General features: G+C 71.9%; 19 protein-coding genes. 4 read left to right on the forward strand and 15 right to left on the reverse strand.

Annotated features, from left to right (window positions below; all coding sequences use genetic code 11):
* Nucleotides 1-76: 76 nt before the first annotated feature.
* From DQE82_RS27015 to DQE82_RS27030, 4 genes are all read right to left on the reverse strand, one after another.
* Nucleotides 77-583: a hypothetical protein gene (locus tag DQE82_RS27015; protein WP_147265175.1), complete on the reverse strand. Its 507-nt coding sequence runs from the start codon at nucleotides 581-583 to the stop codon at nucleotides 77-79.
* Nucleotides 584-1,079: 496 nt separating this feature from the next.
* The gene (locus tag DQE82_RS27020; RefSeq protein WP_064448838.1) at nucleotides 1,080-1,778 is read right to left on the reverse strand and encodes a hypothetical protein; all 699 of its coding nucleotides are present in this window, start codon (nucleotides 1,776-1,778) and stop codon (nucleotides 1,080-1,082) included.
* Nucleotides 1,771-2,259, reverse strand: coding sequence for a SigE family RNA polymerase sigma factor (locus DQE82_RS27025; protein ID WP_064448837.1), 489 nt, complete (start codon nucleotides 2,257-2,259; stop codon nucleotides 1,771-1,773). The genes DQE82_RS27020 and DQE82_RS27025 overlap by 8 nt, the downstream gene beginning before the upstream one ends.
* Nucleotides 2,260-2,405: 146 nt before the next feature.
* On the reverse strand, nucleotides 2,406-2,816 hold the full coding sequence (locus DQE82_RS27030; protein ID WP_043327791.1) for a RidA family protein: 411 nt from the start codon (nucleotides 2,814-2,816) through the stop codon (nucleotides 2,406-2,408).
* 79 nt (nucleotides 2,817-2,895) lie between these two features.
* On the opposite strand from DQE82_RS27030, the gene DQE82_RS27035 reads away from it, so the two are divergent.
* Nucleotides 2,896-3,273, forward strand: coding sequence for a helix-turn-helix domain-containing protein (locus tag DQE82_RS27035; RefSeq protein WP_104115587.1), 378 nt, complete (start codon nucleotides 2,896-2,898; stop codon nucleotides 3,271-3,273).
* 16 nt (nucleotides 3,274-3,289) lie between these two features.
* On the opposite strand, the gene DQE82_RS27040 is transcribed toward DQE82_RS27035, so the two are convergent.
* The 4 genes from DQE82_RS27040 to DQE82_RS27055 all read right to left on the reverse strand — a co-directional run bounded on the left by DQE82_RS27040 (nucleotide 3,290) and on the right by DQE82_RS27055 (nucleotide 6,766).
* The gene (locus DQE82_RS27040) at nucleotides 3,290-4,582 is read right to left on the reverse strand and encodes a hemolysin family protein (protein ID WP_104115586.1); all 1,293 of its coding nucleotides are present in this window, start codon (nucleotides 4,580-4,582) and stop codon (nucleotides 3,290-3,292) included.
* 88 nt (nucleotides 4,583-4,670) lie between these two features.
* Nucleotides 4,671-5,723, reverse strand: coding sequence for a P1 family peptidase (locus DQE82_RS27045; protein WP_255423895.1), 1,053 nt, complete (start codon nucleotides 5,721-5,723; stop codon nucleotides 4,671-4,673).
* Nucleotides 5,720-6,061, reverse strand: a complete 342-nt coding sequence (locus DQE82_RS27050; protein WP_030499352.1) for a DUF1330 domain-containing protein — start codon at nucleotides 6,059-6,061, stop codon at nucleotides 5,720-5,722. The genes DQE82_RS27045 and DQE82_RS27050 overlap by 4 nt, the downstream gene beginning before the upstream one ends.
* 96 nt (nucleotides 6,062-6,157) lie before the next feature.
* The gene (locus tag DQE82_RS27055; protein ID WP_069089600.1) at nucleotides 6,158-6,766 is read right to left on the reverse strand and encodes a class I SAM-dependent methyltransferase; all 609 of its coding nucleotides are present in this window, start codon (nucleotides 6,764-6,766) and stop codon (nucleotides 6,158-6,160) included.
* A gap of 202 nt (nucleotides 6,767-6,968) precedes the next feature.
* On the opposite strand from DQE82_RS27055, the gene DQE82_RS27060 reads away from it, so the two are divergent.
* Nucleotides 6,969-10,403 (forward strand): NACHT domain-containing NTPase, encoded by a 3,435-nt coding sequence (locus DQE82_RS27060; RefSeq protein ID WP_233514802.1) that lies wholly within the window; start codon nucleotides 6,969-6,971, stop codon nucleotides 10,401-10,403.
* A 41-nt stretch (nucleotides 10,404-10,444) separates the two neighbouring features.
* Nucleotides 10,445-11,365 carry an alpha/beta fold hydrolase gene (locus DQE82_RS27065; protein ID WP_064448831.1) on the forward strand — a complete coding sequence of 307 codons (921 nt, stop codon included), beginning with the start codon at nucleotides 10,445-10,447 and terminating at the stop codon, nucleotides 11,363-11,365.
* On the opposite strand, the gene fxsT is transcribed toward DQE82_RS27065, so the two are convergent.
* From fxsT to DQE82_RS27095, 7 genes are all read right to left on the reverse strand, one after another.
* Nucleotides 11,343-15,278, reverse strand: coding sequence for an FxSxx-COOH system tetratricopeptide repeat protein (gene fxsT, locus DQE82_RS27070; RefSeq protein ID WP_064448830.1), 3,936 nt, complete (start codon nucleotides 15,276-15,278; stop codon nucleotides 11,343-11,345). The genes DQE82_RS27065 and fxsT overlap by 23 nt on opposite strands.
* Nucleotides 15,275-16,465, reverse strand: coding sequence for a TIR-like protein FxsC (locus DQE82_RS27075; RefSeq protein ID WP_113974584.1), 1,191 nt, complete (start codon nucleotides 16,463-16,465; stop codon nucleotides 15,275-15,277). The genes fxsT and DQE82_RS27075 overlap by 4 nt, the downstream gene beginning before the upstream one ends.
* A 129-nt stretch (nucleotides 16,466-16,594) precedes the next feature.
* Entirely contained in the window at nucleotides 16,595-17,410 is an 816-nt protein-coding gene (locus DQE82_RS27080) for an aminoglycoside N(3)-acetyltransferase (protein ID WP_113974585.1), read from the reverse strand.
* Nucleotides 17,398-19,701, reverse strand: coding sequence for an FxsB family cyclophane-forming radical SAM/SPASM peptide maturase (locus DQE82_RS27085; protein WP_104115580.1), 2,304 nt, complete (start codon nucleotides 19,699-19,701; stop codon nucleotides 17,398-17,400). Before DQE82_RS27085 ends, DQE82_RS27080 begins: the two co-directional genes overlap by 13 nt.
* 6 nt (nucleotides 19,702-19,707) lie before the next feature.
* A complete protein-coding gene (locus DQE82_RS30910; protein WP_166456745.1) occupies nucleotides 19,708-19,881 on the reverse strand; it encodes a hypothetical protein in 174 nt (57 codons plus the stop codon).
* Nucleotides 19,882-20,154: 273 nt separating this feature from the next.
* Nucleotides 20,155-22,416: a hypothetical protein gene (locus DQE82_RS27090; protein ID WP_113974586.1), complete on the reverse strand. Its 2,262-nt coding sequence runs from the start codon at nucleotides 22,414-22,416 to the stop codon at nucleotides 20,155-20,157.
* A gap of 10 nt (nucleotides 22,417-22,426) precedes the next feature.
* On the reverse strand, nucleotides 22,427-24,472 hold the full coding sequence (locus DQE82_RS27095; protein ID WP_233514803.1) for a hypothetical protein: 2,046 nt from the start codon (nucleotides 24,470-24,472) through the stop codon (nucleotides 22,427-22,429).
* 306 nt (nucleotides 24,473-24,778) lie between these two features.
* Here DQE82_RS27095 and DQE82_RS27100 point away from each other — a divergent pair.
* The coding region (locus tag DQE82_RS27100; protein WP_199496121.1) for a non-reducing end alpha-L-arabinofuranosidase family hydrolase at nucleotides 24,779-25,604 on the forward strand (826 nt) is incomplete at its 3' end.

Raw genomic sequence — 25,604 nt, forward strand, 5'->3', positions numbered from 1 at the left:
ACGGCTCGGGTGAGCGTGGTCGACCAGGTGCCCCTACGGTCCAGCTGACCCTGGACCGTAGGGGCACGGTTCGCTTCTACGCGAGCGTTTCGGTTCTGATGTAGAGCACCATTCCGACCAGAGCCAGCACGTCCACCGCCAAGAGACCGAGGTGCGCACGCCGGTAGCGGCGCACCATCGTGCCGGCTACGGGCGTCGCCGGCGTGTGGTCCAGGAGCGCCGCGATCTTGTTCAAGCGCGTCTGGTACCCGCCCGGACGCACCCGGTGATGGCCACCCACGCTGGGGGTCAGGGCGGCAATCGGAACAGGCGGGTGCCCGGAGACTCGCAGCTCGATGTCGAACCCGTCGAGCCGTACTCCGTCGACCAGTGACCGTGGAACGCTGTATCTGACGAGTGGGTTGCCCACGACGACATGCGTGCGGGTCACCGCCACGAAGGCAGCCGGCCCCGCGAGGTACATGAGCAGTACGCACGTGCCGAGCGGCGTGAGAACCATCAGCAGCAACTGCTGGGTGTCGACGATGCGGGAGGGCGTTACGAGGCCGAAAGCGCCGGCCGCCGTGCACATGACGATCGTCATCAGAGCGAGCGGGTCGTTCCGCCGGATCACGGTCTCAACTCCCCAACAGGTCGTGACCTTGGCAAGGCAGGATCATGATGTACGCGTGGCCTGGCGTGCGCGAGAGGCGCTGCTCCGCCGACGCGGGCGGAGGCCCGGGAGAACAGCTCGGGTCGGCTGGTCTCTCGCCCTCCTTGCCGGCTATGCGCTGTGGAGTTGGGCCGTGTACGGCTGGGCTGATGCCCACGGCTACCGCGGATTGCTCGACGGATGGCGTCCCTGGTATCTCGCCGTCGCGGCCGTGACCTACTGGCCACCCGCGTGCCTCCTGTGGTGGTGGATCTATCCGAGGGAGGGGCTCGTTCCATGGATGCGCGGATGACGATGGACGCGGAAGTCGCAGGCCTCACCCAAGCGCGCTCGTAGCCGCTCGTACCCGAGCCGGCGACGGCGACGCTGGACGAGCGGAACCGGGCGACGCGGCCGCCGACGAGACGCGGGAGCGGCCCGGGCGGCGCTACGGTACGCGGACGAGGGAAGCGTGCGCTGCGCGCCCTTCGGCCGCCTGGTCCGGCTCGATCGAGACGTAGACCTTCTTGGGCCAGGGCGCGCGCACGCTGAGGCTTACGCGCTCGGGCTCGTCACTGCAGGGCACCCGCGCCTCGGCGGCGTCGGGAGGGATGGGGGCCGGATTGCCGGCCTCGTCCGCCCCCGAGGTCGCGGCCCAGAACCGCGTCCGGAGCGTCCCTACCCCGACGCACAGGACGTCGAGCACGTAGACGCCGGTCTTGTTCTCGTTGTACCCGGTGCCACTGATGCCGCCGCGCCGGGCGGGCTCGGAGCCGATCATGAGGATGGGCCCTTTTCCCTCACGTCTGCGCTGCTTGTTGTCCACGGAGGTGATCCCGAGCGCGGCGGCTGCTGTGGCGGCCATGCGGTCGAGTTGTTCGGCGGGCAGTTCCGACGGGGACGGCGACGGGCTCGGTGCCGCAGGCGGGGTGGCGGATCGCTCGCTGGTGGCCAGGTGGGTCACGGCGAAGCCACCCGCCACCACGATCCCGACGCCGGCGGCGAGGGCGGCGATTCCGGTGCGGCGCCGGTTTCGTACGGTCCGCTGCGCCGCCGCGGTTCCCGGTGGGCGGATGTGTGTCAGAGTCTCCGCGCGCATGAGGGCGAAAGCGTTCCGGGTCTGCTCCTCGGTGATGTCCTCAGGCATGCGACTTCTCCATGTGTTCGGGGCCGAGCCGGGCGGCGAGCGTGGCCCGACCGCGATGCAGCCATGACCTGACGGTGCCTTCGGGCACCCCCTCGCGGTCGGCGATCTCCGCGACCGGCAGGTCGGCGAGATAGCGAAGCACCATTGCCCGCCGCTGCGCGGCGGGCAGCGAGGCCAGGGCCTCGACCAGCGCGACGTGGTCCGGTTCCGGTCCCGCGACGACCGGCTCGCCGCGCTGGCGTCGGTGGAACGCCCGCATCACGCGCAGTCTCCGCCAGCGGCTGGTCGCGAGGTTCCAGGCGACCCGCCGGACCCAGGCGGCGGGGTCGTCGTAGCCGGAGACCTGCCGCCATCGGGCGAGCGCCCGGCAGAACGCCTCCTGAACGACGTCCTGGGCCTCGTGCAGGTCGCCGAAGTAGGCGTACACCTGCACCGTCAGGTCCGCGTAGCTCGCCGCGTAAAAGTCGTCGAAGTCCCTCATCGGCGACTACACGCGCGGCCTGATCGCAACGTTGCGGGCGTCCATCAGATTTCACCGATCCCCTCGACCACGCGGCAACCCGCGGCCGGCGGAAATCCGCCGACCGCGGCCCCGGGTCGCTGTCCGGTGATGCTGCCTGCCCCATCTCACTCCGCGACGGCGGTCGCCTCCAGCTCCACGAGCACGTCGGGCTCGAAGAGGGACTCGACGCCGATCAGCGACGCCGGCGGAAGCGGCTGGGGCAGCCCGAGTTCCTCGGCGACCGACTCGATGCCGGCCATGAAGGGCCCGATCTTGTCCGGCGTCCAGTCGGTGACGTAGAAGGTCAGCCGGACCACGTCCTGGAACGAGGCGTCGGCGCCCGCGAGGGCGCGCCCGGTGTTGCGCAGCACCTGCGCGACCTGCCCACCGAGGTCGCCCGGTGCGACAGGGGTGCCGTCGCCCAGTCGCGCGACCTGGCCGCTGACGTGGATGTGACGGGCGCCGGTGCCCACCGCCACGTGGTGGTACGGCGTGTGCGGCTGAAGACCGGCAGGGCTGAAGCGGGTGACGGACATCGTGTCTCCTCCATGGGGACCTAGGTGGTTTACCATTGATACCTAGTTGACGAAGGACACTTCAAGGAGACCTGGTTTCATGGGCGATACCGCAGGCGCTCGCGCCGACGAGCTGCGCATCGACGCCCCGCACCGCGAGCTGCTCGATCAGGTGCTGGACAAGTGGTCGCTGAGCGTCCTCAACGAGCTGTGCGAACGCCCTTGTCGCTTCAACGAGCTGCGCCGCGCGATCCCGGCGGTGACACAGAAGTCGCTCACGGCGACGCTGCGACGGCTCGAACGCAACGGCATCGTCGAACGCCACGTGGTGGCGACCCGGCCGGTCGCGGTCGAGTACCGGATCACGCGGCTGGGCAAGACCCTGCGTGCGCCGATCGACGTCCTGCTCGACTGGGCCGACGCGCACCTGCCCCAGATCGAGCAGGCCCGCCGGAGCTTCGACGCCGAGCTGGGGTGACGAGTACTGCCGGACCTCAGGAGCCCGGCTCGTCGCGCGTCGGCGTCGTCCGCAGGCGTACCCGGGTGATGGCCCGGCCCGTCACCTCCGCCACCTCGGCGCTCAGGCCGGGCAGCTCGACCGTCTCGCCGGGGGTCTTCGGGATGTGGCCGAGATGCGCCAGGACCAGGCCGGCCACCGTCGTGTAGTCCCCGGCTTCGAGGGTGGCCTCGTCGAGGTCGATGCCCACGTCGACCAGGTCGTGCAGCGGGAACCCGCCGGGCATCAGCAGCGCGCCGTCCGCCTCCCGTACGACGGCCTGCACGTCCCGGTCGGTCTCGTCGTAGATCTCCCCGACGATCTCCTCGACCAGGTCCTCCATCGTGACGATGCCGTCGATGGACCCGCGCTCGTCGACCACGAGCGCGAACTGCTGCCGTTGGGCGCGCAGCTCCCGGATCGCCTCGGTCACCTTCAGCGTCTCCGGCAGGTACACCGCCGGGCTGGCGTGGTCGGCGACCGGCCCTTCCTGGTCGAGCAGGTCCCGCATGTGCACCACGCCGACGGTGTCGTCCAGTCCGCCGCGACCCACGACCGGGGCGCGTGTCTGCCCCGACCTGCCCAGCTCGCGCAGCGCCTGCGGCGCGGACAGATCCGCCGACAACGTGACGACGTCGCGGCGCGGGACGAGGATCTCCCGCAGGATCCGCTCGGCCACCTCGAACGCGCCCGAGATGATCGTGCGGTGCTCCGGGGTGAGGTTGCGCTGCGCGGCGACCATGTCCCGCAGCTCCTCGGTGGTGACCTCCTCCCGGCGCGCCCGGGGGTCGCCGCCGGCCAGGCGTACGACGGCGTCGCTCGACCTGCTCAGGAGCCACACCGCCGGGCGGGAGAACGTCGACAGCGCGTCGATCGGGCGGGCCACCAGCAGCGCCCAGCCCTCGGCACGCTGCATCGCGATCCGCTTCGGCGCCAGCTCGCCGAGCACCAGCGTGACGAAGGTCAGGATGATGGTGACGACGACGACCGAGACCGGCTCGGCGGCCGACCCGAGGAATCCCAACGGGCCCACCAGCGGGGCGGCGAGGGACACCGCGGCGGCGGCCGAGGCGAGGAAACCGGCCAGCGTGATGCCGATCTGAATGGTGGCCAGGAAGCGGTTCGGATCCCGCGCCAGCTTCGCCAGCACCCGGCCGCCCCGGGAGGTCCGCTCCAGGCGCTGCAGCTGGCTCTCCCGCAGCGACACCAACGCCATCTCGCTGCCCGCGAACACCGCGTTCACCAACACCAACACGAACACGAGCGTGACCTGCACGCCATAGCCGTCCACGGCCAGTTCGACGCCTCCTCGGCCGGACTCTCCGGCAGCGTCAACCGTAGCCACCGCGGCTGGGCGGGGCGGGCCGGGTTGCGAGCAATCAGCGCGTTTCCGCCGGTGATTCCGGAATCAGCCGGCCAGCCGCCGTCAGCCGCTCGAGCACGGCCCGGTGCGGAACCGCGTGACTGGTACGGCCACCCACGCCCGTGGTGGTGACTGCGGTGAACAGCGAGTTCAGCAGCGCCTCCTCGACCGCGTCCAGCACGGCCGCGAACACCGGGTCGATCTCCCCGTCCGGGATCGGCTGCTGATCCGACGTGGTGAACCCGATCGCGTAGTCGCCGCTGGTGCCGCTGAAGGACGCGCCGACCCGGGCCATGGCGAACACCGCCCGGCGGGCGACCCGCCCGAGCTGTCGCGCGTCCAGCGGTACGTCGGTGGCCACCACGATCATGCACGAGTTGCCGGGCGGTTCGGCCCGGTCGGCGGCGGGGACCAGTTCTTCGGCCGGCATCGGCACGCCGAGCACTGTGAGGACGCCGCCGAAGTTGGACTGGACCAGCGCGCCGACAGTCCCCGTACGGCCGGCGGCCCGCACGGTCCGGGACGAGGTGCCGATGCCGCCCTTGAAGCCCAGCGCGGTGGTGCCGGCGCCGGCACCGACGCAGCCCTCGGCGGGCGGCCCGTCGGTCGCCTGAGCGATGGCGGCCAGGACGTGGTCCTCGGTGATCGGGCGGCGGCGGATGTCGGACAGGTGCCCGTCGTTCGTCTCGCCGACCAGGGGGTTGAACGACACCCCGTCCGGCCGGCGCTCCATCAACCAGCCGAGCAGCGCGTCCGCCGCCCGGAACACCGACAGCGTCGCGGTCAGCACGACCGGGGATTCCAGTACGCCGAGTTCGTCCACCTGGGTCGAGCCGACGAGTTTCCCGTGCCCGTTGCCGGAGAACACCGCCGCCGGCAGAGTCCACCGTCCGGGGCCGAGCCCGCTCGGCGCGATCGCTGTGACGCCGGTGTGCAGGTCGCCGCCGTCGTCCACGGTGGTGTGCCCCACCAGGACGCCGGGGACGTCGGTGATCGCGTTGTGGCGTCCGGTGGGCAGCGTTCCGACGACGACGCCGAGGTCACGGGCGCGCCGGCCGGTCCGGCTCAGGGCAGCGCCGCCCGGATCGCCTGCACGATGCCGGTCGGTGAGTAGTCGTCGGGAACGCCCTCGACCAGGATGATGTCGCCCTCGATGTGCCGGGAGCGCAGGGGCGCGATCTCCTGGTACGCGGGCGAGTCCCACCACGCGCGCGCCTCGGCGATGCCCGGGAAGCCGAGCATCACGACCGCGCCCGGCCAGGCGCCCTCCTTCACCTCGTGCGGCGTGGCGTGCACGAGGAAACGGCCGCCGTACGGGGCGAGGGTGGCCGGGAGACGCTCGATGTACTCGGCGATGTCCGGGTGCGGGGCGGCGTCCTGGAGGTGGGCGATGGCGTACGCGGGCATGGTGTCCTTCCGGCCGTCGAACTCCGAACGCCGATCCTGACACAGCGGACGGCAGACGTTCGCGCCCATTTTCCCGGCGCCGACGACGGCGCGCGCTCAGGCGCCGGACGCCACGGCCGCGACGGCGGCGTGCGTGCGGTGGGTCTCGTCGTACAGGCGTGTCAGGCGTTCGACCTCGGCGAACCCGGCCTGCCGCAGCCGCGCGGAGAACTCGTCCACCGGCCAGCGGTACGCGGTGGCGACCTTGTGGTCGAAGGCGCTCACCTCGTCACCGGCGAAGATGCCGACCACGAGCGGTCCACCCGGCACGATCGCGCGCCGGAACCCCGCCAGCACGGCGTCGAGATCCGGTGGCGGGAGGTGGATCAGCGAGTACCAGGCGAGGATGCCGTCGACGGAGTGGTCCGGGACGGCGAGGTCGTCCAGCGACCCGAGCCGGTACGCGCCGCCCGGATGGGTGGCCCGCGCGTGCGCGACGAACTCGGGAACCATGTCGATCCCGGTGGCGTCGACGCCCAGCGACCGGAGGTGGTCGGTGAGGTGCCCCGGTCCGCACCCGAGGTCGAGCACCGGGCCGGTCCGGCCGGCCAGGTGCCGCCCGATGAGGGCGAGGTCGTCCGGGTGCACCGCGGCGGTGCTGCCGAACAGTTCGATGTAGAGCTCCGCGACCGCCCCGTACGCCTGCCGTACCCGTGTGTCGTCCACCGCTCGACCATAGGGGGCCGACGCCTTGGCCGCATTTAGCAGATGAATGAGATGAATGAATGGAAAAGTCGTCGCAAAGCAGCCGCCCGGTGCGGAATCGATAGCTTTCCGTCACTGAAGTTTCTATCCTTGAAGAATCCCGATCGCCAGCAGCGGAAGGGGCGGCATGCCGCGCCGTTCGAGCCTCAGCTATCGAGATGCGTTGAAGCTGCTGGCCCCGGGCAGCACGCGCATCACCGAGACCGACAAGGTCGTCAGCGCGGGGATCCTCGGCGCCGGGGCGCTCACCCAGGGCGCGGCGCTCGCTCTGCTCGGCCCGAAGAACGCGCTCATGCAACTCGTCCGGGACGCCACCGGAAACCAGGCCGGCCGCATCCGCACGACCGGCGGAAAATCGTATTACAAGCTGCTGGAGGCCAGCCATACCGTGCTGGCGCTCTCCGCGTTCTTCGACGGTTTCCGGGACGAGGTCGGGCCGGGTTTCGACCGGCTGGAGCTGACCGACGCCGAAAAGGTGGGCATGGTGGCGGCCGACCGTCGCCAGCACACGCTGCCGAAGGAGATCGACGGCGGATACTTCCCGCTGCCGTCCTCGGTCCACGGCATGGACGACACCCGGCGCGACGTCGAGGCCGCCTACGTCAAGCTGTACGACGCCACCATCGCGTTCTGCGAGGGCCTCGCCGCCTGGCCGTCGGTGCGGCGTGGGCTCGACCTCACGTCGCTGCGGTCCCGGGTCGTGGGCCGGGCCATGTGGCACTACGAGGACCGTTTCGACCGGCTCGCCGCGGACCTCCCCGAGTTCGGGTTCCGGATGCTCCGGCAGGCGATCGAGCACAACCTGATCGACAACCGGAACCTGACCACCGAGGTCTCGGCCCGGCTGGACGCGCTGGCGCAGCTGTACCGCAATCTCGCCGAGCTGTCCGGCCCGGCCCCGGCCGACCGCCCCGACCTGCTCCGGGAGTCACTCGACCGGCTCACCGGCTCGCTGGCCGCGGTGTTCCGGCAGCCGCTGCTGCGGATCAAGGACGTCGACTTCCACCTGCGTCTGCCCACGGTGGAGGAGGGGTTCATCAGCCCGGACTTCCGGGCCGCCGAGTACGGCAAGCACACGTCCCCGGAGCGGGATGCCTGGTGGGACGACCAGCCGCGCCGGGGCGACCTGGTCGGTTTCCTCTCCGAATACCTGACCGATCCGGCGAGCCTGCACCGTCCGCTGCTGCTCCTCGGTCAGCCGGGCGCCGGCAAGACGTTGCTGACCCGGGTCATCGCGGCCCGGCTGCCGGCGAGCCGGTTCACCGCGATAGTGGTGCCGCTGCGCCGGATGTCCGGGGACTCGTCGCCGACCGAGCAGATCGAAGCAGCGATCGAGCAGGTGATGGACGAGCGCATCCGCTGGGCGGACCTGCGCCGGGCCACCGAGCACACCACGGTTGTGGTGATCTTCGACGGGTTCGACGAACTCGTCCAGGTCACCGGCACCGCCCACTCCCAGTACATCGACCGGGTGGCCGAGTTCCAGGAGACCCAGTGGGACCTGGGCTACTCCGTCATCCCGATCATCACGTCCCGGATGCTGGTGATGGACCGCGCCAGCGTGCCGCAGGGCACCGCGCTGGTGCGGCTGGAAGACCTGACCGACGCCCAGGTGACGGCCTGGTTGGCCGCCGTCAACGCGGCAAACGAGGACCGGCCCGGCTACCGCCGGCTCTCCGCCCGCGAGCTGCTGTGGCACGGCGAGCTGGCCCGCCAGCCCTTGCTGCTCACACTGCTCGCCATCTACTACAACGAGCACTGGGCCGACCGCCGTCCCGGTGCCATGTCATCGTCCGACCTGTTCACCGGCCTGCTCACCGCGTTCATCAGACGGCAGGTGAGCGAGAAGGCGCCGACCGCCCTCCCGACGCACGAGCGGGAGGCCCGCGAACACCAACTGCGGCGCGATCTCGCGATCACCGCGTTCGCCATGTTCAACCGCAACCGGGAACTGGTGAACCGGGCCGCGCTCCGCGCCGACCTCGACTGTTTCGGGCCCGGGGCCGGCGACGGCTCCCGATTCGAACTCGGCGACGTGCTCGGCCCGGAGCAACTGGTCACCGCCGCCTTCTTCGTCGTGTACGGCCCGGACGACGTGCAGGGCGAGGACGCCCGGCGCACGTACGAGTTCCTGCACACCACCATCGGCGACTTCCTGATCGCCGAGTACGTCATCGGGGCGCTGCGGAGTCTGGCCGAGCTGCGGCGGCGCACCCTCAGCCCGGCCGGGTTCGGCTATCAGCTGGACACCGGTCAGTTCCGGGCGCTTCTCTCGCACCAGCCGCTGGTCAAGCGGGAGGCGGTGGTGGGCTTCGCGCGGGAACTCGCCTTCCGGCACCCAGGGGACCGGGACGCGATCGTGGAGACGGTCGCCGGACTGCTGGCCGAGGCCCGGCAGCGGACCAACCTGGCCGGTGTGGACGGCTACCGGCCCGCGCCGTACGACCCGGTGCGGTTGCTCGCCGCGTACACCGCGAACCTGGTCGCGCTGGCCGCGCTCGTGTCACCGGACGGGGTGCGCCACAGCGACCTGATGGACGACGAGACCTGGGTGTCCACGGTGCGGCTGTGGCGGGCGGGCCTGGACGAGAAGGGCCAACTCGCGATGATCAGTTGGCTGCGCCGGGACGCCGACGGCCGGATCGTCGCCGGGCTGCGGCGGGAACGGCGGGGGGAGAAGGTGAACGTGGCGGCCGAGGAGGCCCGGCTGCTCGGCGACGTTACCACCTACGGCCAGTTGCAGGCCGGCGCGCGGACGTGGCGCGGCCAGGCGCCGACCAGCTTCGAGGCGGGCCGGTTCCACGCCGACCTGGTGGAGCTGGCCACCCGCCGCTGGCCGGTGCCGTCACTGCACCAGCTGATCCTGTACGACGAGCGCAGCTACCGGCGACTGTGGGCGCGTGCCGTCGAGTTCCCGGAGGCGGTGTCCAGCACGAGCGCCACGGTCCTGCTGGAATGCCTCGCCGAGGACGGCGCGCAGTTGCCACGCGAGGTGGTGTGCGGGCTGACCCGGGTGGCGCTGAGCCGCTTGCCCAGCTCACCGACAGCGCCGCCGGAGCTGATCATCTCGTGTCCGTACCTGATCGACGAGTTCCCCGAGCTGGTCGACTCGCTCGGCACGACCGACGACCACGCGGTCCTGCACGCGCTCATCCTGCGGCACGGGCTCGACCGACTGCCGCAGCGGTACGTGGCCCGGGTGCGGGAGGTACTCACCGACATCGAGGGGCGGCTCGCGGAGCTGCCGCTGGAGGACGGCGTGGTCTCGGCCGAGATGGCCGAGCAGTTCGCGGCCGCGCGGGTCGACAACCGCACCGCGCTGTGGCTGCTCATGGCGTTGACCGAGTACGGCGACCTGGCCTGGCGGAAGATACCGCCCCGGACGATGGCCGAGCTGCTGGCGCACCGGCTGCCGGACGAGTTCCTCGACGAGGCGAGCCTGTGCCGGCTGCTCGTGGACTACCTGCGGGCGCACGACCGGGCGCCGGCCGAGGTCTCGCTGGTGTCCGCCCTCGACACGCTGCGCGTCCTCGCAGCGACCGACCCCACCGACCAGCCCAACCAGCCCGACCAGGTCCCGGCCGCCGAGGCGGTCTGACCACGCCACCCGTACCGCCACCACCCGTTCGGAGGCCCCGATTGGCACACTCGCCCCGGCATCGAGAGCACATCGTCCGAACAGGAAGGAGGGATCTGGCGGTCGACATCGCCGGGGCGGAACGCGGCTGGCCCGTGTTCCTGATGCACGGCACACCCGGCAGCCGGAACGGTCCACGACCACGCTCGATCGTGCTCCACCGCCTCGGCGTACGCCTGATCTCCTACGACCGGCCGGGTTATGGCGGTTCCAGCCGGCTGCCCGGCCGCCGGGTCGCGGACGCCGCCGCCGACGTCGCGGCCATCGCCGACGACCTGGGCCTGGACGGGTTCTCGGTGGTCGGCCGGTCCGGCGGCGGCCCGCACGCCCTGGCCTGCGCCGCGCTGCTGCCGGAGCGGGTACGGCGTACCGCCGTCCTGGTCGGTCTCGCCCCGGCGGGGGCGGCCGGGCTGGACTGGTTCGGCGGCATGACCGACGCCAACGTCCGTGACTACGGTGCCGCCGAGCGCGCCGTGCCGGTGCTCGCCGAGCAGTTGCGGCTGCGGGCCGAGCGCACGATGGACGATCCGGGCTCGCTGCTCGCGCTGCTGGTCGAGCAGATGACCGAGGCCGACCGCCGGGTGGTGGCCGGGGTGCCGATCCGCCGACAGCTCACCGACGCCTACGCCGAGGCGCTGCGCCAGGGGCCGGACGGCTGGATCGACGACGTGCTGGCGCTGCGCGCCGACTGGGGCGTCACGCTGGCCGAGATCCGGATGCCGGTCCGGCTCTGGCACGGCGCCGACGACAACTTCGCCCCGGCCAGCCACACCCGGTGGCTGGCCGAGCAGATCCCCGGCGCGCAACTGCACGTGCAGCCGCGCAGCGCGCACTTCGGCGCGGTCGAGGTGCTGCCGGAGATCCTCGCCTGGCTGGCCGACCCGGTGGAGCGGGCCACCGTCAGATCGGATGCGGGTCGATGATGCGCCGCTGCAACCGGCTCTCCCGGACGGCCTCGACGGCCGGGTGGTTCTCGCCCAGCCGGTAGGTCAGCTCACGGGTGACCGCCTCCAGCTCCGCGCGCCGGCCGCTCTCCACCCGCTCCTGCATCACCACCAGGTTCGCCTGGCAGCGCAGCGTGTTCGTGTGGTCGCGGCCGAGGATCCGGACCAACCCGTCGTACGCGCGCCGCAGCAGGCTCAGCGCCTCCACGTCGGCGGCCTCCCGACCTTCCGGCGGGTCGGGCTGTTCGGCGATGCAGATGCCCTGGTTCATCCAGCCGGAGAGCGGGTACGGGTGCCCGCTGCCCAGCACGCCGGCGAGCGCGTCGGCGGACCGGCCGGCGAGCTGCCGGGCCTCGGCGAAGTCCCCGGCGCGGCGGGCCACCATGGCGAGGTTGACCATGCAGACCAGCGTCAGCGGGTGCGCCGGGCCGAGGTTGCGCTGGTAGATGCGGTGCACCTCGGTCAGTTCCCGGCTGGCGCGCTGGAACAGGTCGACGGTGAGCAGGTTGATCGACAGGCTCAGCCGGCAGGTGAGCGTCTCCGGGTTGTCCGGCCCGAACCGCTCGTTCAGCAGCTCGTAGGCGGCTTCGAGGAGCTTGCCCGCCTCGACCGCGTGCCCGGCCGCGCGTAGCGACACCGCCAGGTTCGTCTGCGTCCGCAGGGTGATCAGGTGTTCGGCTCCGGCCGTGTTCAGCAGTTCCCGGTGGACGCTGCGCAGGCGGGTGACCGACTGCTCGAAGTCGCCGGCGTCGCGCATGTCGATGCCGACGTACGCGGAGGAGGCGAGCGTGTCCGGGTGGTTCTCCCCGAGGATCGCGCGGCGCCCGGCCAGCACCATCTCGTCGTTCTTGCGGGCCTCCCGGAAGTCGCCCATCAGGCGCTGGGTGCTGGCGAGGTTGTTGAGCGCGGCGAGCGTACGCGGGTGCTCCTCGGTGAAGTTCCGCTTCCACGCGTTGAACGTGATCTCGTCGAGGCGCAGCGCCTCGTTGTACATGCCCATGCCGCGCAGGTCGCGGGCGAGCCCGCCTGCGGTCATCAGCGTGTGCGGGTGGTCCTCGCCGAGCAGTTCCCGTTGGGCTGCCAGCACCTCCTCGTCCAGCGCCCGGGACTCGGTGAACTGGCCGAGGAAGGCGAGGATGTTGGCGAGGTTGAACTGGAGGTGCAGCAACTGCCGGCGCAGGTCGTCGCGAGCCCGCGGGTCGGTCTCCTCGGCGAGCATCTGCTCCCAGGTCTGCGCGACCTCCTGCCCGAGCCGCCGGCCGGTCTCCAGGTCGCCGCGCAACTGGAGGTAGCGGACCCGGTCGATCATCAGCGCCCGCACCTCAACCTTGCTGCTCAGCGGCGCCTTGGACGCCTCCAGGTGCGGCCAGATGACCCGGAACCGCGGCCACCCGTCGGGGTCGTCCACCTCGCCCTCGGGCCGGGCGGCGGCGAGCACGAGGTGGACCTGCCGGCGGGCCTCGTCGAGTTCCGCCTCCGTCATCCGGGACCGGACGGCGTGCTGGAGCAGGCGGTGCATGAGCACCAGGCCGCCCCGGCCCCGCTCACCTCCAGCCGGGTTCTCGGCCCGCAGGTCGACCCGCACCAGGGCGAGCCGGTTGGCCTGCTGCACCAGTTGCTGGCGGACCAGCCGCTCCTTGGCCTGCGGGTGGAACGGCACCAGCGCTTCGGCGAACTCGTCGCTGTAGACCAGGTCGGCGGAGATCTCCGGGGCGAACACCGAGCAGAGTTGCAGCACCCGGTAGGCCGCCGGGTTGCGGGTGCGCAGGTGGTTGAGCGACAGCTCCCAGGTGGCCTCCACCGAGACGTTGCTGTTCGGCTCCATCACCGCGCCCGGACCGAACTTGGCGATCTCGGTGAGGTAGCTGTCGACGGAGTGGCCGGTGTCGGCGAGCCAGGCCGCGGCGGCGGTGACAGCGATCGGCAGGTCGCCGAGCAGGGCGGCGATCCGGTCGGCCTGGTCGACGCGCATGTTCGGCACCCGCTCGGTGAGGTGCTGGATGCTCTCCGCGCGCTTGAACACGTCGACCTGGACGGTGGTGGCCCGCTCGACCCACTGGAGGTTCCGGGACGTGATCAGGACGTGGCCCTTGCCGTCCGGCACGTACGGCAGCACACCCTCGATCTCGTCCGCGTTGTCCATGATCAGCAACCAGCGCAGGTCGGTGCGCCGCAGCGCCTGGAGCACCAGACGGGCGTTCTCCCGGTTCGACTCCGACGACGGCACGCCCAGGTAGGGCGCGAGATCACCGATTGCGGACTCGATGAACGGCACCTGGTCGGCGTCGATCCACCACACCATGTCGTACGCGGCGCGGTAACGGTGGGCGTACTCCAGCGCGAGCTGGCTCTTGCCGATGCCGCCCATGCCCTGCAGCGCCACCGGCCCGGTGCCGGAGAGCACCACCTTCGGGCTGCTGCGCAGCAGCGTCCGCAGCTCGCGCAGGTCCGCCTCGCGGCCGGTGAAGCGCTTGTTGCGGCCCGGCACCTCGAACACGGTGTTGTCCCGGCCGGGGAACCGGGGACCGGTGGGCAGCTCCAGGTCGGCCGGCACCCCCTCGCGGCCGACCAGGCGCAGGATCCGCGCGGCGGCGGTCCGCGCCTCCAGGCCGGCCACCGAGACGGTGTGCGCCGCGGGCACGTTCGCCAGGCGCCGTACGTCCGCCACGTAGACGACGAGCGGCACCTGGTCGGGCGAGCGGTCCGGCGCGGCGAGCACCGCCTCCTCGTTGGCGTTGGACTCGGACACGATGATCAGCTCCCGGGCGGTCCGGGGCACCTCGTCGTCGGTGAACCACGGGTCGGTCACCCGGACGTCGGCCGAGACCAGCAGGTGGCCGATCCACTCCGCCCACACCCGGTCGTACGGGGCGTGCCGGAGCACGATCTCGCTCTCCACCGACGTGGAGGTACGGGTGAACCGGGCGTTCACCCGCTCGCGTACCGCGCTGCTCATCGGCGGCAGCGACTCCACCTCGCCCCGGGTGATCTCGCGGGCCAGCACCTCGTACGCGGACAGCAGCGACCCGTTGACTCCGGGCTGGTCGGCGAACGTGGCGAGCAGCTCCTCGTACGCATAGAACGCCTGGTAGGGCACCTGCATCCGGGCCCAGTACCGGTCCCGGTCGGCCTCGCTCATCCCGCTCGGCAGCCCGCTGAAGCGCTGCCGCGCCACCGCACGCCCGGTGTCCGCCTTGACCTTCTCCGCCGGGTCGATCCGCATCGGCACGGGCAGCACCCGGATCCGCCGCGACCCGTAGCGGTGCTCGACCAGCCGCGCCACCTTCGCCGCGCCGGTGATGCCCTGCTCGCTGAGGGTGAAGCAGGTGACCAGCACGTCCGGCAGTTGGATGGTGCAGATGTCGGCGACGTCGGAGAACCCGGTGCGGCTGTCGATGAGCACGTAGTCGTAGTTGCGTTTCATGTCGGCGCGCAGCGCGTCGAAGAAGTAGCCGCCGCCCTGCCGCTCGTAGAACTCGTCCCAGTTCATTCCGGCGAGCGCGCCCGCGTAGTCGTTGTTCTGCTGGCCGGCGCCGAGGAAGTCCAGCGTCCCGTCACCGGGGAAGTTGGACCAGTTCAGCGAGAACGAGTACTTGTGCACGCGGGCGTACTGCTCGTGCCAGCGGTCGTCGCCCTTGTCCTGCTTGGTGGTGGTCGCCCACTCGTACTCCCGGATCAGGTCGATCACCCCGCCGGTGCTCTCCAGCGCGTCCCGGTCGATGAACGGCGCGAAGAAGCGCGACAGGCCGGGGGACTCCAGGTCCCAGTCGACGGCGAGCACCCGCTTGCCGTTGGCGGCGAGGATCCAGGCGACGTTGGCCAGCGCCATCGTCCGGCCGGTGCCGCCCTTGTAGGAGTAGAAGGTGACGACCTGTCCCTCGCGTCGGGTCATGTGTCCACTCCCTCGTCGGGCGGCGGGTTCTCCCAGAGCCGGGGTTTGCTGATCGGCCGTCCTGGCGGCGGGTAGGCCGGTCGTGCCTCCAGGTAGCGGCGGCGCATCCGGTCGACCAGGCCGTGGATCCCGGCCCGCCAGTCGTCGTACGTGGTGATCGCCAGGGGGCGTGCCGCGGCCGGGAAGATCGCGATGGCCCGGTCGAGCAGCACCGTCGCCTGGGAGCGACGGCCGGGTGCCGGGTCCTCGATGATGACCACGACGCCCACCCAGCGGTGCAGCGAGGCGGCGGCCGCGCGGACGGCCTCCGCACCGTCCGGCGTCTCGACCACCCGAGGATCGATCATGAGTACGCCCGGGCAGCCCCGGAACAGCCCGGCATCGGGTACGAAGTCGCGGACGTCGATCGGCATCCGCAGCCGCTGCACCGCGTCGGTCACGTCGTCGACCACGGGAGGTCGGCCGTGGAACGGGCGCCACCGGCCGGCGTGCGTGTCGGACCGTCCGTTGAGCCGGCCCGGCTCCTGCGGTTGCTCGGGGGCGATCACCACCGCCCGGAACGGCACCTCGCTGGTCGGCGACGACGGCAGGTCGGTCGGGCCGGTCGGCGGCTCGGCCGCCTGCAGCGGGGTCTGCTCGGCGGTGTCGACGATGTGCTGCGCGAGCCGGCCCAGCACCTCCTTGTAGGCGTGCTGGAACTTCTGCAGCCGGCAGAGCGCGCTCATGCCGTTCGCCGCGTACGCGTCCACGTCGGCGGCCATCGCCACCGCCCGGGCCTGGTCCGGCGCGTGCACGGCGGCGGGCGACGGGATCCACAGGACCGGCAGGATGTTGTCGCCGTCGGGCGGGCGGCCGGCCCGGATCAGCCGTTGCCGGAACCACTCCCGCTCCCGGCGCGAGTCGTCCCGGTTGAGATAGTCCGGCGAGTACAGCGGCACGAACACCTCGGCCTCGGCGAGCGCGGTGCGTTTTCGTTCCGTCCGGTCCTCCGGCGGCCGCACGATGAAGTCGGCGAAACCCTGCCGGCGTAACCGGTCGCCGGGCCGGCCGTCGATGGCCAGGTTGAGATCGTGGTAGAAGCGGCGGACCCAGTGGTCGCCCGGGGTGCGGTCGTTGTGCGTCGGCGGGGGGACGTAGCTGAGGAAGAAATAGGGCGGGCCCGGCAGCGCGGGCCGCTCAGAGGTCACGGCGACACGACCGTTCCACGGGTAGTGCGCCTGACCCCCAACCGTCAATGATCACGCGCTGCTCCCCGGTCGACACGATACGGCGTCTATCGATCAGGGTAGAGAGGTTGCGCTCGGGTTACCAGGCCCTCACCGTCCGATGTGGGCGTCCATCCACGCGACCGTGGCGCGTACCGCCGCGGCTATCGGCAGCAGCCGGGCCGGGGCGCTCCCGACCGTGCCGCGCCGGGTGAACGGTTCCCTGTCGAGTTCCACTCCGACCTCGGCGAACGGGCTCGCGTCGAGGTGCGGCGCCTCGAAGTCCAGCCGTTCCCGGCGGCCGTCGCGCAGCACGTAGCAGCGGTACGGACGCTGCTGCGGCGGGCGGCGCAACCGGTACTCGGCGAGGTGCAACGCGGTACATGTCGAATAGCCGACACCGAGCAGCAGGGTCCAGGCCCCGGCGGCCTCCAGCGCGGCCAGCGGCGAGCGCTCGCCGAGATGCGAGTCCAGGTCGTGGACGCGCATCAGCTCCTCCGCCCGGGGGCCCCAGGCGCTGAACGACGTCTGCGGGTGCGGGCTGCGTACCGCGCCGGGCAACCGGCGTACGTGCTCGGCGAACGCGCCCACGCCGAACGACGGCGTGACGGCCGGGTCGAAGCCGGGCATCCGGTCCTCGTACGCCCGGCGTTCCTCGTCGGTGAGTCCGGCGGTCGCGGCGTGGTACGCGGGGCTGCTCACCGAGTTGTCGGGGGTCTGCGCCGGGACGACGACGGTGCCGGACGGCCCGACGGCGGCCCGCAGCGCGTCGGCCAGCGTGGCCGGCCCGCCGGCCACCGGTCCGAGGGCACGCAGGGAGCAGTGCACGAGCACCACGTCACCGCTGCCGAGCCCGAGCGCCCGCAGGTCGGCGGCGAGCGTGTCGACCCGGTGCGCGGGCGGGACGGCGGTGGTCACGACGGCCATCCGGACATCGAGCGGGCCACCTGCCGGACCAGCCGTGAGCCGGCCGGGGTGAGCGCGTCCGCCCGTTGCAGCGCACCGATCGCCTCGGCCGTCCAGTCCCGGTACTGCCGGTAGACCGCCTGCGCGCCGTCGACCTGGCGGTCCGCCCGGACGCGCCAGATGTCGGCCACCGCCGCGTGCGCGTAGATGCCGTGCAGGACGGCCTCCGCCGGCCGCGGGTCGGGCCGCCAGCCCACAGTGATGTCGATCGGCCCGGTGCCGTCGACCAGGTCGCAGACGTCCAGCAGCGCGTTCATCTTGCTGTGCTGGAACTCGTGCACGAGCAGCACCGCCAGCGACCCGGCGTCGGTCTCCGTGGCCGCGACACCGCCGAACGCCTGCCGGGCGGTCGACGCCTCGCTGACCCCGTCGCCGCTGCGCCGCAACGGCACCACCGCCCGCAGCCCGGTACGCAGTTCCTCGGCGTGGCCAGGCACCTCGTCCCGGATCACCTGCCACGCCGCCGCGAACGTCTCCGCCCAGCGCACGGCGCCCGCGTCGTCGAGCCGGTCATCGGCGGGCAGCCGGTGGCAGTCGCGGTGCGGGTCGCCGTCCTCCAGCAGCACCGACACGTCCGGCGCGACGAGACGGCGGGTCGGCCACCAGCGGGGCCCGCCCGCCGCGCCCGGACTCACGGCCACCGTCACGTCCCCGGCCCGCACCCGCAGCGAGCCCGGGCCGGTCTCCACCCGGGCGGTGCCGTCACCCACCTCGGGCAGCAGAACCGTGCCCATCGTCGGCAGGTGCAGGCGGCCGGATCGCACCGGCACGTCGAGGCGTACCGGAACGCCTGCGTCGAGCGCGGCGGCGGCGGCGAGCGCGCTCAGGTAGCCCGGCCCCTGGCGGGCGCCGGTGCCGGTGCCGGCGAGGCAGTCGACAGCCCACGCGCGCACGTACGGATGGGCCGCGATCCGGGCCACTGATTCCGGCGCGCTGCGGTCGAGCGCGGTCAGCGCCTCCCAGCCGTCGGCTCCGGCCCCGCCGGCCGGCAGGCGGTCGGCCACCTCGGCGAGCAGCGCGCGGACGATGGCGATCTGTGCCTCGACGAGCCGGCCGATGGCGACCCGGTCGCCGGTCGGCGCCGCGAGGCGGTCGATGAAGTCGTCGGGCAGGCCGGCGTCGAGCCGGACGGGTTCCGGTGGGTTCTCGTTCACGTGCACGATCAGCTCTTTCAGATCGGCGCAGTAGACACTCGGATGGTCGAAGTGCCCGGCGCCGTACCGGTGGGCGAAGAGTCCGCCGCCGCACTGGTCGACCACCGGGCACCGCCGGCACTCGTCGCTGAGACCGGCCCGGCCGGAGCGGCGGCGGGCCAGGAGCGGGCTTGCCGCCACGTCGTCGGCCGCGTGCGAGAAGACGGTCATGCCGGTGGCCGGCGCGCCGTCGTACGCGGTCTTGAGCGAGTCCGCCTGCTCCCACTCGCCGTCCGTCTCGATCACCGCCAGGTCGACCGGGTCGAGGCCCAGCCATTCGGTGCCGCTGGGTCCGCCGCGTGCGGTGGACAGGAGCGAGTCGAACAGGCGCACCGGGACCGGTCGGCCGTCCGCGCGCCAGCGATCGTGGACGGCGCGCAGCCAGCGGGCGTACGCGGTGTCCCCGGCGGCCGGCCGCCACGGCGGGTCGTCCCAGGTGGCGTGCGGGAGCAGGAAGTCGATCCGCGAGGGCTCCTGGGCGAGCAGGGCCTCGTACACCGCGATCGGGTCGTTGCGCACGTCCACCGTGCAGAGCAGGCCGGACCAGAGCCGCCGGTACGCCGGGCGGCGCAGCAGGGCGAGCGCGCGCAGCACCTGGTCGTAGCTGCTGGCGCCGGACCGGTAGATCCGGTGCCTGTCGTTGGCGGCCCGGTCGCCGTCGAGCGATACGCCGACCGCCACGTCGTGTTCGGCGAGTACGTCGCAGAACCGCTCGGAGAGCAGCACGCCGTTTGTCTGCATGCCGATCCGGAGCCGGGTGACCGGCCCGATGACGCGCCGCAGTTCGGCGAGCACCTGGCCCAGCCCGTCGGGGCCGAGCAGCAGCGGCTCCCCGCCGTGCAGGACGACTGTGACGTCCGGCAGCCCGTGGGCCGCCGCGTGCTCGGCGATCCTTCCGGCCGCGGCCCGGAGCACGTCCGGCGTCATCCGTACCGGGCGGCGGCGCCAGCTCTGGTCGGCGTGTTCGTAGACGTAGCAGTGGTCGCACGCCAGGTCACACCTGGCGTGCACCTTGAGGACGAACTCGGTGAGCGCCGCGCGGGCGGGCCCCGGGGCCATCGCGGATCAGATGAACGACGAGAACTTCGCCGCCGGGATCCGGGTCTGATCGAGGTGAGCCGCCATCACCCGGCGCACGATGGGGGAGATGTCCGCGGCGGAGAGCCGGTCGAGCGGCTCCGCGCGGACCCTGACCAGCGAGACCGGGGGCTCATCCTGGCGCAAGGGTGCGGTCGTCATGAGTGTTCCTTAGGTTTGTGAATGCCGGCCGAGCACAGCGGCGACGGCCAACCTAGTGGCTTTAGGGATCCAGCGCCATCGACCCACCGGTGGGAGACGGTTCTTTTTGGACGGTTCGCCGGCCGGCGTCGTCGTCGCCCCGAGGGAGCGAGCGTAAGGGATCAATTATGCGCCTTTTTACCGATCTAGGCCACGAATCGAAAGTTCAGACTTTGCCAGAAATCGTCCACCCCAATCCCCTGGTCAGGCGAGGGATCGGGGTGGACGAGCGGCTCAGGCGGTGGGGCTGCTCCCGGACGGCGTGCCGAGGTGGATGTCGACGTCGGCGGGCTCGGTCATCTGGTCGTACGCCCTGGTCCGCAGCCGGTTGGTCTGCACCTCGCCGTCGAGCAGCGCCGCCCGCAGCGCCTCCGCGTCGCTGATCTCCTTGGCGGTCACCTCGTCGGCCGCCGTGGTGGCGCCCTGCACCACCTCCAGGTGGGTGCCGTCGGTGGGCATCAACTCGGTCCACTTCGCCAGGCAGTACACCCGCTCCGGCACGTCCTGGCACTCGGTGGTCAGCTCGGGCATCTCGTCGCCGGTGCCGAGATGGCCGGCCCGGTACGCCGTCAGCTCGTCTACGAACGCCTCCAGCTCGTGCTCCACCTGCGGCGAGAGGCTGGTCGCCACCACCTTGCCGAAGATCCACCGCAGCGCGGTCAGCTCCATGCCGGCCCGGACCGGCAGGTAGAGCTTCGCCCAGCTGGCGTTGACGAAGTCGCCGGGGTCGCGCTCCGGGGCGCGGGCGTCGCCGCCGGACCACCACCCGGGGTACGCCACGAACGACGCGCGCTCCCAGTCGAAGACCCGGTGCCAGAAGTCGATCTCCCACGCCTCGTCCCGCACGCTGGCCGGGAAGTGCGCCTCCACGATCTGCGAGACCATCTCGTTGACCGGGGAGAAGCCGGCCCGCAGCCGCGCCTCGAACTCGTCCCCCGCCGTCTCCGCCGCCGCCAGCGCCGCGTCGCGCCGGTCCTGCCACTCCTGAAGATCGGTCAGGTAGCCCGCGACCAGTGCGTTGTACGCCGCGTCGTCGGCGGTCTGGTCCACCACCGTCGGTGTACGCCGGAACCCGGCCGCGATCTGGGCCTGCGCGCCGGGACCGCCCAGCCAGCTGGCCGCGCCCACATGGATGCGGACGCGCAGGACTGGTCGGCCGTCCGCCTCCGTCACCACCGGCACACCGACGACCTGGGCCGCGATGGCGGTCGGCGGGCGGCGGGTGATCAGGTTGAGGTTCTGCCGGATCGTGTCGACGTTGCCGTCCCACTCCCAGCCGGCGTCGAGGGTGACGTCGATGTCGTAGTCGGCGCTCATGTCGCCGGTGAATCCCCACTTGTCGAGCGTGACCACGGCGGAGTACACGACGCGCGTCTCCACCGCGGCGGGCGCGCCACGCGGCGGGCGCTCCGGCTTCACCGGCATCGGGGGCAGCGCGGCGACCGCGTTGTCGCGGATCCGCTGCCGCCCGCCGGTGATCTTCTGGGCGAAGGCGAGCGCCGGGTCCTTGATCGTGGGGGCCCAGCAGACCCGTGCGCCGTACCGCTCGTGGGCCAGCTCCAGCCGTTGCAGCACCTTGAAGTAGTGCAGCGTGATCGGCGTGGCCCGGTTCGGGTTGCGGACGGTGCGCTTCGAGGACGACTCCGTACCCGTCTCGGTGACGAGCTTGAAATCGGTCTTGTGCTGGGTGCGGTAGCGCGCCGCGACCTTCGAGGTGGCGGTCCGGCTGTCCTTGACCGCGCGGCGGCTCGTCTCCTGGCTCGCCGCGGTGACGCTGGTGGCGAAGCCGATGGTGTGGCTGGCGTTGAAGGTGCCCCAGATGCCGGTCGGGCTGGTGTACTGGCCGGTGTGGCTCGCGTTGAGCCCCCAGGTGTCGGTGAGCGACTTCTGCCGCTCGAAGCCCTCCTGGAGTTCGGTGGTGAGCGCGCTGGTCAGCTCGACGTCGGTCTGCTGTTCCGACTCGTTCTGCTCCTCCAGGGTCAGCTCGCGCTTGGTGTAGGTGCGCTGCTCCAGCACGGCCTCCTCACCGGGGGCGAGCGCCAGCGCGTAGACGTGCTCGCCGAGCGCGAAGCCCACCGGCCGGATCCGGGTGCGGTCGAGGAACGCGATGCCGACGTCGGACTGGAGCAGGCCGGCGAGGAACTCCGCCTGCTGGTCGCCGAGGAGCGTCTGGCGTCGCGCCGGCGGCTCCCGGTACGACATGCCCGAGTCGGCGCCGGGCAGCGCCTCGGTGGCGGCGTCCATCTCGTTGGCCTTCCACAGGTCGTAGAGGCCGAGTTGTTTGAGCAGGTGCGGCAGCCGGTCGCCGTCGAGCCCGCCGTAGCGGATCGCCTCGATCAGCGCCTGCTTGACGTAGAACGGCAGGATGGGCGTCTCGCCACCGCCGAACGTGAGCCGGACCGGTACGAAGTAGTTGGAGTAGACGTACCTGTCGGAATGCGCGGTGCTGAAACCAAGCGTCGCCGGATCGGCGTCGGCGACGACGACTCTGCCCATCGGTGCTCCTCTACAGCGGCAGTGTGAACAGGGAGTGCAGCCCCTGGTACGTCATCTCGTGCGAGGTGACGAAGAATCCGGGGAACAACTGGCTGAGGGCGGCCTGGCGGACGACCGTCTCGCGTACGGCGTGCGCGGTCAGCTCTTCGAGACCGGCGGCGACCTCCGCCGGCACCCCGCCCTTGGCGGCCCGCTGGTACGCCTCCGCGATCGCCTCCCAGCGACCGTCGAACGTCTCCCCGAGGTCGTCGGCGACGGTGCCCCAGGTCTTCTCGAAGCGCTCCAGTTTGGTCGAGGAGGTCCAGTCGACGTTCGTGACGCGGGCCGCCTCGGGGTCGACGAGCAGCAGGTCGGAGCGGAGGTCCCCGACGGTGGTGGACGCCTTCCACCGGAACCGCTCGGCGAGGTGGCCGGCGAGGGCCTTCTCCGCCCCGGTCGCGGCCGGGTTGCCGGTGAAGCCGACGAGGCGCAGCAGCAGATCCCGGTCCGGGTGGCCGAGCAGCATCTGGGCGACGGTCTGGCGCAGCACCGCGTCGGAGCCGCGCAGCGCGGGCGCCAGCTCCGGGTGGGCCGTGCGGACCGCCTCGACCACTGTCGCCAGTGACTTCTCCGCGAACGCCTCCAGGCCCGGCGACCGGCCGACGAGCTGGGCGACCTCGGCGGCCATCCGCCGGTGCACCTGCTGGCCGAGCCGCCACGGTTGCGCCTGCCCGGCCTTGCGCAGCGCGCGGAACTCCTCGTACGCGGCGGTCTGGAGCGCCCGGTTGAACGCGGTGGTCAGCCGCTGCTCCAGTTGCCGGGCGACCGCCGCGCGTACGACGGCGGCCTGGACGTCCCGGGGTGTCTTCGGCGGTTTCAACTCGCGCAGGTCCTCGACCCGCTTGATGATCTCGTCCAGCGCCTCGCTCAGCTCGGCGCGGGTCGCCGCCCGGCCGGCCGACGACACCGTCTCCGACATGCTCGCCATCAGCACCGGCCGGCCGTCGAGGCTCACCAGCGCGCCGAGCCGAGTGCCCGCCCCGGCGCCCGCGAACGCCTCGGCGTGCGCCGCCTGGTTGAACACGCTCAACGTCAGCTCGGCGTCGGCGAGCAGCACCCGGCCCTGCCGGAACAGCGCGTCGAGCACCTTCGGCGGGAAGAGCGTGCGCAGGACGGCCAGCCCCACCCGGGGCGTGGCGGCGATCGCGGCCCGGCCGATCGCCACCAGCAGCGCGGCCATCTGGGCGGTCAGCAGGCGCGCCTCGCGGGCGCCCGCGAGCAGCAGCGGCACGTACCGGACGGCGGCGCGCACCGCGACGCCGCCGAGCAGCCGGGCGAGATGCACCAGGCCGGTGAGCACCTGGTACAGGTCGCCGGCGACGCGGCCGAGCAGCCGGCCGGCGGCGAACGGGTCGAGGTTCTCCAGGTGGCGGGCGAACTCGGCCGCCCAGCCGCGCCACAGCGCCAGCAGCCGATCCGGGACGGTGGTCGGGTCCAGCGCGGCCACGATCCCGGCCAGCGCCTGGCGTACGACTGTGGCCTGGTCGGCGATGCGTTGCACACCGGCGCGGGGGTCGACCGTCAGCACGATGAGCGTGGTGAACTGTTCCTGCTGAAGGCGGCCGATCAACTGCACGAGCTTGCCGAGGTCGACCACCACCGTCGCGACGGATTCCCCGACGCCGACGGCGAACCCGTCGAGGAACAGCTTCGGGTTGATCCCGTTCCAGGCCGCGTAGTGCCGCATCGCGTCGAGCAGCGCGGGGTCGAGGCCGAGCAGGAGACGGCGGAACGCGCCGTCGGTGTCGACGTCCGAGGCGGCCAGGTCGAAGAACGCCTCGGCCAGCCGCAGTCTCGCCAGCATCGCGACCAGGTCCCAGACGTTGTCGGCGGTGATGCGCCCGCTCATCGCGGTCAGGACCCGCTCGCGGGTCATCGACCGGGTGGCGTGCGCGTCCAGCCAGTACCTGACGGTCAGCGCGACGAACTCCACCCGCGGGTCCTGGGTGCGTACGCCGAAGATCGCGGCCCGGTCCTCGGCGGACACCCGCGGCACGCTGAACCAGTCCCGGATCATGACGGATTCGTTCGCCGGCTGCCCCAATTCCCCCACCCCCTCCAGCCGTGTGCACTGTCGAGCCGTGGTGCGGGCAGCGGTAGTGCTGGGTCGAGAAGCTGACATGGGCCGGTAACGTCACGCGCCCGCCTTCCATCGACTGTTACGACTTGACGAACGGCGTGTTATCGCTCACAGTCGATGGCACAGGGCGGCGGGAGCGATGGGTCGCCGAGCGGGCGCGGACGGCCGCGTGGCAGGCCGGGTGTGGGGTCAGTGCGCCGACGCTGATTGTTAGCGCTCACAAGTGTGATCTGAGGGAGGAACATGTTTGCTTTTGGTAGATCCCCATCGACGGTGTCGCCCCCGCGACGGCGCGGATGGCTGCCGCGAGTCGTCGCGACCGGCGCTGCCGCGGTCCTCGTCGGCGCCGCCGCCGTGGCGGCCGTGTCCGCGCCCGCCGCCGCCGCGAGCGTCGACACGAACGCCTGGTACGTCCTGGTCAACCGCAACAGCGGCAAGGCGCTCGACGTCTACAACTTGGCCACCAACGACGGCGCGCGGATCACCCAGTGGACGCGCAACAACGGCAACCAGCAGCAGTGGCAGTTCGTCGACTCCGGCGGCGGCTACTACCGGCTGAAGTCCCGGCTGTCCGGCAAGGTGCTCGACGTCTACAACTGGTCGACCGCCAACGGCGGCAGCATCGTGCAGTGGTCCGACCTGAACGGCACCAACCAGCAGTTCCGGCTGGCCGACTCCGACAGCGGCTACATCCGGCTGATCAACCGCAACAGCAACAAGGTGGTGGAGGTGCAGGGCGCCTCGACCGCCGACGGCGGAAACATCGTCCAGTACGACGACTGGAACGGCGCCAACCAGCAGTGGCAGCTCGTCCGCGTCGACGGTGGTGGCGGCAACCCCACCACGCCGCCTCCCACCACGCCGCCGCCGGGTGGCACGTGCAACCTGCCGTCGTCGTACCGGTGGTCGTCGACGGGCGCGTTGGCGCAGCCGCGGTCGGGTTGGGTGTCGTTGAAGGACTTCACGGTGGTGCCGTACAACGGGCAGCACCTGGTCTACGCGACGACGCACGACACCGGGTCGTCGTGGGGGTCGATGAACTTCGGTCTGTTCTCGAACTGGTCGCAGA

Source organism: Micromonospora sp. LHW51205 (genome assembly GCF_003315815.1).
Taxonomy (GTDB): Bacteria; Actinomycetota; Actinomycetes; order Mycobacteriales; family Micromonosporaceae; genus Micromonospora; species Micromonospora chalcea.

Excerpts from the sequence above, each read along its gene's own strand:
- DQE82_RS27015 (WP_147265175.1), bottom strand. The coding sequence starts at position 583 with ATGACGATCGTCATGTGCACGGCGGCCGGCGCTTTCGGCCTCGTAACG.
- DQE82_RS27020 (WP_064448838.1), bottom strand. The coding sequence starts at position 1,778 with ATGCCTGAGGACATCACCGAGGAGCAGACCCGGAACGCTTTCGCCCTC.
- DQE82_RS27025 (WP_064448837.1), bottom strand. The coding sequence starts at position 2,259 with ATGAGGGACTTCGACGACTTTTACGCGGCGAGCTACGCGGACCTGACG.
- DQE82_RS27030 (WP_043327791.1), bottom strand. The coding sequence starts at position 2,816 with ATGTCCGTCACCCGCTTCAGCCCTGCCGGTCTTCAGCCGCACACGCCG.
- DQE82_RS27035 (WP_104115587.1), top strand. The coding sequence starts at position 2,896 with ATGGGCGATACCGCAGGCGCTCGCGCCGACGAGCTGCGCATCGACGCC.
- DQE82_RS27050 (WP_030499352.1), bottom strand. The coding sequence starts at position 6,061 with ATGCCCGCGTACGCCATCGCCCACCTCCAGGACGCCGCCCCGCACCCG.
- fxsT (WP_064448830.1), bottom strand. The coding sequence starts at position 15,278 with ATGACCCGACGCGAGGGACAGGTCGTCACCTTCTACTCCTACAAGGGC.
- DQE82_RS27080 (WP_113974585.1), bottom strand. The coding sequence starts at position 17,410 with ATGGCCGTCGTGACCACCGCCGTCCCGCCCGCGCACCGGGTCGACACG.
- DQE82_RS27085 (WP_104115580.1), bottom strand. The coding sequence starts at position 19,701 with ATGGCCCCGGGGCCCGCCCGCGCGGCGCTCACCGAGTTCGTCCTCAAG.
- DQE82_RS30910 (WP_166456745.1), bottom strand. The coding sequence starts at position 19,881 with ATGACGACCGCACCCTTGCGCCAGGATGAGCCCCCGGTCTCGCTGGTC.
- DQE82_RS27090 (WP_113974586.1), bottom strand. The coding sequence starts at position 22,416 with ATGGGCAGAGTCGTCGTCGCCGACGCCGATCCGGCGACGCTTGGTTTC.
- DQE82_RS27095 (WP_233514803.1), bottom strand. The coding sequence starts at position 24,472 with ATGATCCGGGACTGGTTCAGCGTGCCGCGGGTGTCCGCCGAGGACCGG.